Consider the following 7,243-nt stretch of genomic DNA (forward strand, 5'->3'; position numbering starts at 1 on the left):
CGGGCGTGTCCGCCCCCGTGGCGCTCGGTGTGCTTCCGGAGAGACCTCTCCGGAAGCACACCGCTCAGAAGAACACCGAGCGCCGCTGCACCAGCAGCTTGTACAGCGTGTGCTGGATCGTCTCCCGCACCTGGTCGGTCAGGTTGAACATCAGCATCGGATCGTCCGCCGCCTCCGGCGGATAGCCGTCCGTCGGGATCGGCTCACCGAACTGGATCGTCCACTTCGTCGGCAACGGCACCCCGCCCAGCGGCCCCAGCCACGGGAACGTCGGCGTGACCGGGAAGTACGGCAGCCCCAGCACCCGCGCCAGCGTCTTGGCGTTCCCGATCATCGGGTAGATCTCCTCCGCGCCCACGATCGAGCACGGCACGATCGGCACCCCGGCCTTCAGCGCCGTCGAGACGAAACCGCCGCGCCCGAAGCGCTGGAGCTTGTAGCGGTCCGAGAAGGGCTTGCCGATGCCCTTGAAGCCCTCCGGCATCACCCCGACGATCTCACCGCGCTCCAGCAGCCGCTGAGCGTCCTCCGCACAGGCGAGGGTGTGCCCGGCCTTCCGCGCGAGTTCGTTTATCACCGGCAGGACGAACACCAAGTCGGCGGCCAGCAGCCGCAGATGACGCTGCGCCGGGTGCTTGTCGTGCACCGCGACCTGGAGCATCAACCCGTCCAGCGGCAGCGTCCCGGAGTGGTTCGCCACGACCAGCGCCCCGCCGTCCGTGGGGATGTTCTCGATGCCCTTGACCTCGACCCGGAAGTACTTGTCGTACAGCGGCCGCAGCAGCGACATCAGGACCTGGTCGGTCAGCTCCTCGTCGTAACCGAAGTCGTCGACCTCGTAGTCGCCGGTGATCCGCCGGCGCAGGAACGCCAGCCCGCCGGCGATCCGCTCGTCCAGGGACCGCGGGCCCTGCGGCGGGGGCGAGGCCGGCGGGTGCTCGGTCCGGGCCTCCGGTACAGGCGCCAGCGCGGCGCCGCGCCCGGAGCGCCCGGCCCGGCGGGCCTTCCGGCGCGCCCGGGGCTCCTCGCCGAAGGGGATGACCTTGGCGTCCGCCATCGCGGGTGAACTCCTTTACTGGCCCGGGCCGGGTGCGGGGAGCACGCCGGCGAGCCGGTCGACGGTGCGGGCGAGGGACTCGGGCGGCAGCAGCCCGGGTCCGCGGCTGCGGGCGAATTCCGCGAAGGTCTCCGCCGTCGTGTATCTGGGACGGAACCCCAGTGTCTCGCGCATCTGCGTCGTCTCGACGACCCTGCCGTGCGTGAGCAGCCGGATCTGTTCCGGCGAGAAGTCGGTGATGCCGACGGCCCGCAGCGCCGTACCGGCCCAGTTCACCGTCGGGAGGAACAGCGGCAGGGTGGGGCGCCCCAGCCGGCGGGAGGTCTGTGAGAGCAGCAGTACGCCGTCCCCGGCGATGTTGAAGGTGCCGCTGTTGAGCGTGCCGCGGCGCGGTGCGGAGGAGGCGATCCGCAGCACCTCGAGGGCGTCATCCTCATGGACGAACTGCAGTCGCGGGTCGTAGCCGAGGACGGTGGGCAGCACCGGCAGCGAGAAGTACTCGGCGAGCGGGGAGTCCGCGCACGGCCCGAGGATGTTGGCGAAGCGCAGCACGCACACCGCGACGTCGGGCCGGCGCCGGGCGAAGCCCCGGATGTACCCCTCGACCTCGACGACGTCCTTGGCGAAGCCGCCGCTGGGCAGCGACTTGGGGGTGGTGGTCTCAGTGAAGACGGCCGGGTCCCGGGGCGCGGAGCCGTAGACGCTGGTGCTGGACTTGACGACCACGCGCTGGACGTTCGGGGCCTTCTGGCAGGCGCCCAGCAGCTGCATCGTCCCGATGACGTTGGTTTCCTTCACCGAGGCGCGCCCGCCGCGCTTGCCCAACGGCGTGCCGTTGATGTCCATGTGGACGACGGTGTCGACGCCCGTCTCGGCCAGGACCCGGGCGATCGCCGGGTGCCGGATGTCGGCCTTGAGGAATTCGGCGCCGCCCAGATGGTGCTCCGGTGGCACGGCGTCGACCCCGATCACCCGGTCGACGTCCGGGTCGCGCTGGATCCGGCGGACGAACCGGCCGCCCAGCTGCCGTGCGGCTCCCGTGACGAGCACGACCTTGCCCAAGTCCAGCCCTACCTTCCCGCCGCATCCCCTGGCCCCGCTGTGCCGCCCACGCTATCGGGTCGGTGTTGCGCAGTGATGACCGCAGGATGCCCGCGGGCACATTTCCCACCGACCACCGTCCATACGGCCCACAACGCGCCGCAGCCCCCGATCGCACAAGGCGATGGGGGGCTGCGAAATCGCGATCAGCGTCGCTTACTTCTTGTTACGACGCTGAACACGGGTGCGCTTGAGCAGCTTGCGGTGCTTCTTCTTGGCCATCCGCTTGCGCCGCTTCTTGATAACAGAGCCCACGACTACCCTCGCTCACTTCGAATCACTCGGTGCGGGGCGTCCGAGCCCACACTACCTACATCGGGCCAGCCTACCCGGCGCCGGGCGAACGACGTAATCCGAGGGTCGACGACGGACCCGTCAGGCTGATTCCACCCCCACAAAGGACTCACGGAGATAGTCGTGCACCGCCTGCTCCGGAACCCGGAACGACCTCCCCACGCGAATAGCGGGCAGATGACCGCTGTGCACCAAGCGGTACACGGTCATCTTGGACACTCGCATCACCGTGGCAACTTCCGCCACGGTGAGGAACACAACCTCGTTGAGAGGCCTCTGCTCTGCAGCCATGCCACACCTGCACCTTCCGCATAAGACGGTCACCGGCTTCCCCTCCGGTGACTCTTCGTCGCTATGCGCTCACTCCCCAGATTAGGGGCGGGTGATGCGAGTGGGGAAGAGGAGCAGCGAACAGCCGCCTACCGGGATAGATCCGCACGATTAAGTACATAGCGGACCAGCGGCCGGTAGGACGCGGCCTGCGCGCCGTCATCGAGCGGCACCACCTCAAGGACCCGCCCCTCCGCCTGCCCGACGAACGGCGCGGGATCGTCCGCATCCGCCAGGCCGATCGCCCCGATGCCCAGCTGACCTGCCCCGCAGACCCAGCCGTGGTCCCCGATCACCAGCTCCGGAAGCGGCCCTCCGGCCTCCGCGGCAGCCCCCAGAACGGCCCGTACCGGGAGCGGAGAGTGGGTGTGTACGCCCCCCGCCCCGGGTGCGCCCCGCACGCCGGCCTCTCGCATCATCGCGACTCCCCGTACGTAGTCCAGGATGCCGGTGCGTACGCCGAACCGGGTCGCTATGTCGACTCGGGAGCCATACGCCGGGGTGAGGACGGGGCAGCCCGCCGCTGAGAGCCCGTCTGCGAGTGCGGCGTAGAAGCCCAGCAGCGGGTGCGGATGTCCGGTACCCAGGAGCACCGGCGCGCCACGTCCGGCCGCCTCACCGATCCGCTCGGCGAACCGGTCGAGTGCCGCGATCGTACGGTCCGGATCGATCACATCCGGACCAGAAGTGCGTGCGGGATCGACCGAAACCCCGCACTTCTGCCCCATCAGTCGCAGTACTTCGCCGAACGACCAGTCCCGTTCGGGATCCAGCCCCAGCAGCACCCGCGGATCGCGGGCCGCGAAGAGCCGGTAGCGTCCCAGGCTCTTCTCCCGCGCGGTCGCGATCGTCCCCGCGAGCCGAGCCTCGACCAGATGCGCCCGCAGCTCCCCGGTGCCCCACACCCGCACCATGCTGGCCCGCCGGCCGCCCTACGGGTGCCCCAACCGACGGGTAGTCACACATCCGTGGGCCGGGGCGACTCCGAAGTCCACCGGGCCCGCGCCCCGTCGTAGCCCTCCGGGCCCGCGCCCCGTCGTAGCCCTCCGGGCCCGCGCCACGTCGTACGGGAACTGCCCTTAGGGCAGCAGGCCGTGTGCCGGGAACACCGCCCGGCGGGTGGCGAGCACCGCCTGGTCCAGCCGGTCCGCCGGGTCGTAGCCGTCGTCGACGAAGCTCCGCCACTGCGGCGTCCGCCCGTCCGTCATCCGCTGCGGCGCCAACTGCCGGGTACGGCGGAACACTTCGTGCCGCCAGGCCTCGGGCACCATCGAGGTCGGGTCGATCGGCCGGCCCGCCGCGATCGCCGCCAGGTGCGTCCAGCTGCGCGGCACCACGTCGACCACCGCATAGCCACCGCCACCGAGTGCGACCCACCGCCCGTCGGCGTACTCGTGCGCCAGCGCATGGCAGGACTCGGCGACCGCCCGCTGGGCATCCAGGCTCACCGCGAGGTGGGCGAGCGGATCCTCGAAGTGGGTGTCCGCACCGTGCTGGGTCACGATCGCCTGCGGGCGGAAGGCCTCCAGCAGCTCCGGCACCACCGCGTGGAAGGCCCGCAGCCAGCCCTCGTCACCGGTGCCGGCCGGCAGCGCCACATTCACCGCGCTGCCCGGGGCGCCCGGGCCGCCGGTCTCCTCCGGCCAGCCGGTCTGCGGGAACAGGGTCCGCGGATGCTCGTGCAGCGAGATCGTCAGGACCCGCGGGTCGTCCCAGAACGCCGCCTGCACCCCGTCGCCGTGGTGCACGTCCACGTCCACGTACGCCACCCGCTCGGCGCCCAGCTCCAGCAGCCGGGCGATGGCCAGCGAGGCGTCGTTGTAGATGCAGAACCCGGACGCGCCGCCCGGCATCGCGTGGTGCAGCCCGCCGGCGAAGTTGACCGCGTGCGCCGCATCGCCACGCCAGACGGCCTCCGCCGCACCGACCGACTGCCCGGCGATCAGCGCGGACGCCTCGTGCATCCCCACGAACGCCGGGTCGTCCGCCGTTCCCAGCCCGTACGACAGGTCCGCGGCGGCGGGATCGGCCGAGGCTCGGCGGACCGCGGCGATGTAGTCCTCACGGTGCACCAGCCGCAGCGTGGAGTCCCCGGCCGGCTTGGCCGCGACCACGTCCAGGGGCCCGCGGTCGAGCTCGAACGCCTCCACCAAACGCATGGTCAGCGCGAGCCGTACCGGATCCATCGGGTGCCCGGACCCGAAGTCGTAGCCCGTTACTGCCTCATCCCACATCAGCTGTGCGCGGCCGCTCATGCCCGTCACCGTATCGGTCCGTCGGCGCCCCGAACGAGCGGGCATACACGAGCGTCACCAGCACAAGCGCCATGGGGACGAGCATCGCCCCCCGATAGCTCCACGCCGCACCGAGCGCACCGACCAGCGGCGAGCCGATCAAAAAGCCCACATAGTTGAAGATATTGAGGCGGGCGATGGCCATGTCCGAAGTCCCCGGGCCGTGGCTCTCGTGCGCAAGGCGCCCGGCCGCGGCGAAGGTCTGCGGCACGATCACACACAGCCCGAACCCCAGCAGCGTGAACCCCGCCATCCCGGCCCAGGCACCCGGCGCGGCCGCGACCACCGCGAAGCCGGCCGCCGCGACCACCGTCCCGCACCGCACCACCGCCACCGCGCCGAAGCGCCGCACCCCCAGGTCGCCAACTGCCCTCCCCAGCAGCGTGGTGACCATATAGACGTTGTACGGGACGGTCGCGAGCTGTTCGGAGCTCCCCAGGACGTCCTGCAGATAGGTGGCGCTCCAGTTGGAGACCGTCGAGTCCCCGATGTACGCGAACGCCATCACCAGGCACAGCGGCAGCAACAGCCGCATCGAAACGGGCACGGTGCCGCCGCCCCGCCCCTCCCCGGCCCGCTCGCCGCCGACCGGCCGCTGGTCCCCCGGTTGTTGGCCCGGGAGCCGCTGGTCGACGAACCACCGGCCAGCGAGCAGCGCCAGCGGCACCAGGACGGCCACCACCGGCCCGTACAGCACCACCAGCGACAGCCGCCAGTGCGCACCCGCCCAGGCCAGCGAGGCACCCACGATGCCGCCCAGGCTGTACGCGGCGTGGAAGCCGAGCATGATGCTCCGCCCGTACGCCCGCTGGAGGCTCACCCCGAGCATGTTCATCGAGGCGTCCAACGCCCCCACCGACAGCCCGAACACCGCCAGCGCCACCGCCGCCTGTGCCATCGAAGCCACCGCCCCGACGGCCAGCAGCGCCAGACACACCACCGGCTGCACACACCGCAACACCCGCCCCGGGCGCACCCGACGCACCAACTGCTCGGTGCCGACGCTGCCGACCCCCGCGAGGACCGGCACCGCCGCCAGGAAGACTGGCAACAGCCCGTCCGACATCCCGTACCGGCTCTGGATCGCCGGTATCCGCGTCACCAGGAGAGCGAAGACCGCGCCCTGGACGAAGAAGCTGAGGGCGAGCGCGACCCGGCCGTGCCGCAGCTGCGCTCCCGGTGCCAGAGGGGCCGTCATGGCCGCCCAGACTAGAACTCACCACTACCGCTGGATAGATGGATCACACACCAATTCCGACATCCGTCCGCCGGGTGATCCCGCATCGCGCACCACGCCCGCCCCGGCCGACGCACCCGCACCGCGCCCCCTACGGAACAGCCCTTAGGACAGCAGCAGATCGGGCAGCTCCGCCATCCGTCCGAACAGCGCGGTGGCCCCGGCCTCCGCTAGCTTCTCCCGCGCCGTCATCGCCGTGAACCCGTAGACGTCCATCCCCGCAGCCACCGCCGCCTGCACCCCGAGCGGGCTGTCCTCGACCACCGCACACCGCTCGGGCGCCACGCCCCGCTCGCGCGCCGCATGCAGGAAGAGGTCCGGCGCCGGCTTGCCCCGCCCGACGTCCTGGGACGAAAAGAGGTGCCCCGCGCCGAACCGGTCTAAGAGCCCTGTCCGGCGCAGCGTCACCCGGATGCGCTCATGGCTGCCCGACGACGCCACGCAGTACGGCACCCCGTCCGCGGTCAGCTTCTCCAGGACCTCCGCCACACCGGTGACCGGCTCCAGCTCCCGGTGGAACGCCGCGAAGACCCGGGCGTGAAAGAGCTCATCGAAGTCGTCCGGCAGCCGGCGGCCGGACCGTGCCAGCACCGCCTCATGAATGCGGTGCATGGCGCCGCCCATGTAGTCCCGGAGGGACTCCTCGTAGGTGGTGGGATGGCCCAGCTCGGTCAGATGGCCGGCAAGAATCCGATTGGCGATCGGCTCGCTGTCCACCAGAACGCCATCATTATCGAAAATGATCAGGTCATAGCGCACGCCGGGAGACTGTACAGCGACCCTAGAACGCAGAAAAGCCCCGCACCATAAGGTGCGGGGCTTTCCCACAATGATTGTTCGGCGGCGTCCTACTCTCCCACAGGGTCCCCCCTGCAGTACCATCGGCGCTGAAAGGCTTAGCTTCCGGGTTCGGAATGTAACCGGGCGTTT

8 protein-coding genes and 1 rRNA gene are annotated in these 7,243 nt (G+C 70.8%); all 9 read right to left on the bottom strand.

Annotation, left to right across the window (positions count from 1 at the left end):
- Nucleotides 1-64: 64 nt before the first annotated feature.
- A complete protein-coding gene (locus AB0G84_RS33105; protein ID WP_361329265.1) occupies nucleotides 65-1,057 on the bottom strand; it encodes a lysophospholipid acyltransferase family protein in 993 nt (330 codons plus the stop codon).
- 15 nt (nucleotides 1,058-1,072) lie between these two features.
- Complete coding sequence (locus AB0G84_RS33110; protein WP_361329268.1) at nucleotides 1,073-2,119, bottom strand: NAD-dependent epimerase/dehydratase family protein; 1,047 nt, start codon at nucleotides 2,117-2,119, stop codon at nucleotides 1,073-1,075.
- A gap of 195 nt (nucleotides 2,120-2,314) precedes the next feature.
- Entirely contained in the window at nucleotides 2,315-2,413 is a 99-nt protein-coding gene (locus AB0G84_RS33115) for an AURKAIP1/COX24 domain-containing protein (protein WP_003948845.1), read from the bottom strand.
- Nucleotides 2,414-2,533: 120 nt separating this feature from the next.
- A complete protein-coding gene (locus AB0G84_RS33120; protein ID WP_154073984.1) occupies nucleotides 2,534-2,743 on the bottom strand; it encodes a helix-turn-helix domain-containing protein in 210 nt (69 codons plus the stop codon).
- 128 nt (nucleotides 2,744-2,871) lie between these two features.
- A complete protein-coding gene (locus tag AB0G84_RS33125; protein ID WP_361329272.1) occupies nucleotides 2,872-3,687 on the bottom strand; it encodes a phosphatase in 816 nt (271 codons plus the stop codon).
- A 174-nt stretch (nucleotides 3,688-3,861) separates the two neighbouring features.
- Nucleotides 3,862-5,037: an acetoin utilization protein AcuC gene (locus tag AB0G84_RS33130; protein WP_361329275.1), complete on the bottom strand. Its 1,176-nt coding sequence runs from the start codon at nucleotides 5,035-5,037 to the stop codon at nucleotides 3,862-3,864.
- Nucleotides 5,006-6,274 (bottom strand): MFS transporter, encoded by a 1,269-nt coding sequence (locus AB0G84_RS33135; protein ID WP_361329277.1) that lies wholly within the window; start codon nucleotides 6,272-6,274, stop codon nucleotides 5,006-5,008. Before AB0G84_RS33135 ends, AB0G84_RS33130 begins: the two co-directional genes overlap by 32 nt.
- Nucleotides 6,275-6,418: 144 nt before the next feature.
- Nucleotides 6,419-7,072, bottom strand: coding sequence for an HAD family hydrolase (locus AB0G84_RS33140; protein WP_361329280.1), 654 nt, complete (start codon nucleotides 7,070-7,072; stop codon nucleotides 6,419-6,421).
- 76 nt (nucleotides 7,073-7,148) lie between these two features.
- Nucleotides 7,149-7,243: ribosomal RNA gene (gene rrf, locus AB0G84_RS33145) — 5S ribosomal RNA — on the bottom strand; the annotation flags it as partial.

It is taken from the genome of Streptomyces sp. NPDC020742 (genome assembly GCF_040641675.1).
In the GTDB taxonomy this organism is placed as follows: Bacteria; Actinomycetota; Actinomycetes; order Streptomycetales; family Streptomycetaceae; genus Streptomyces.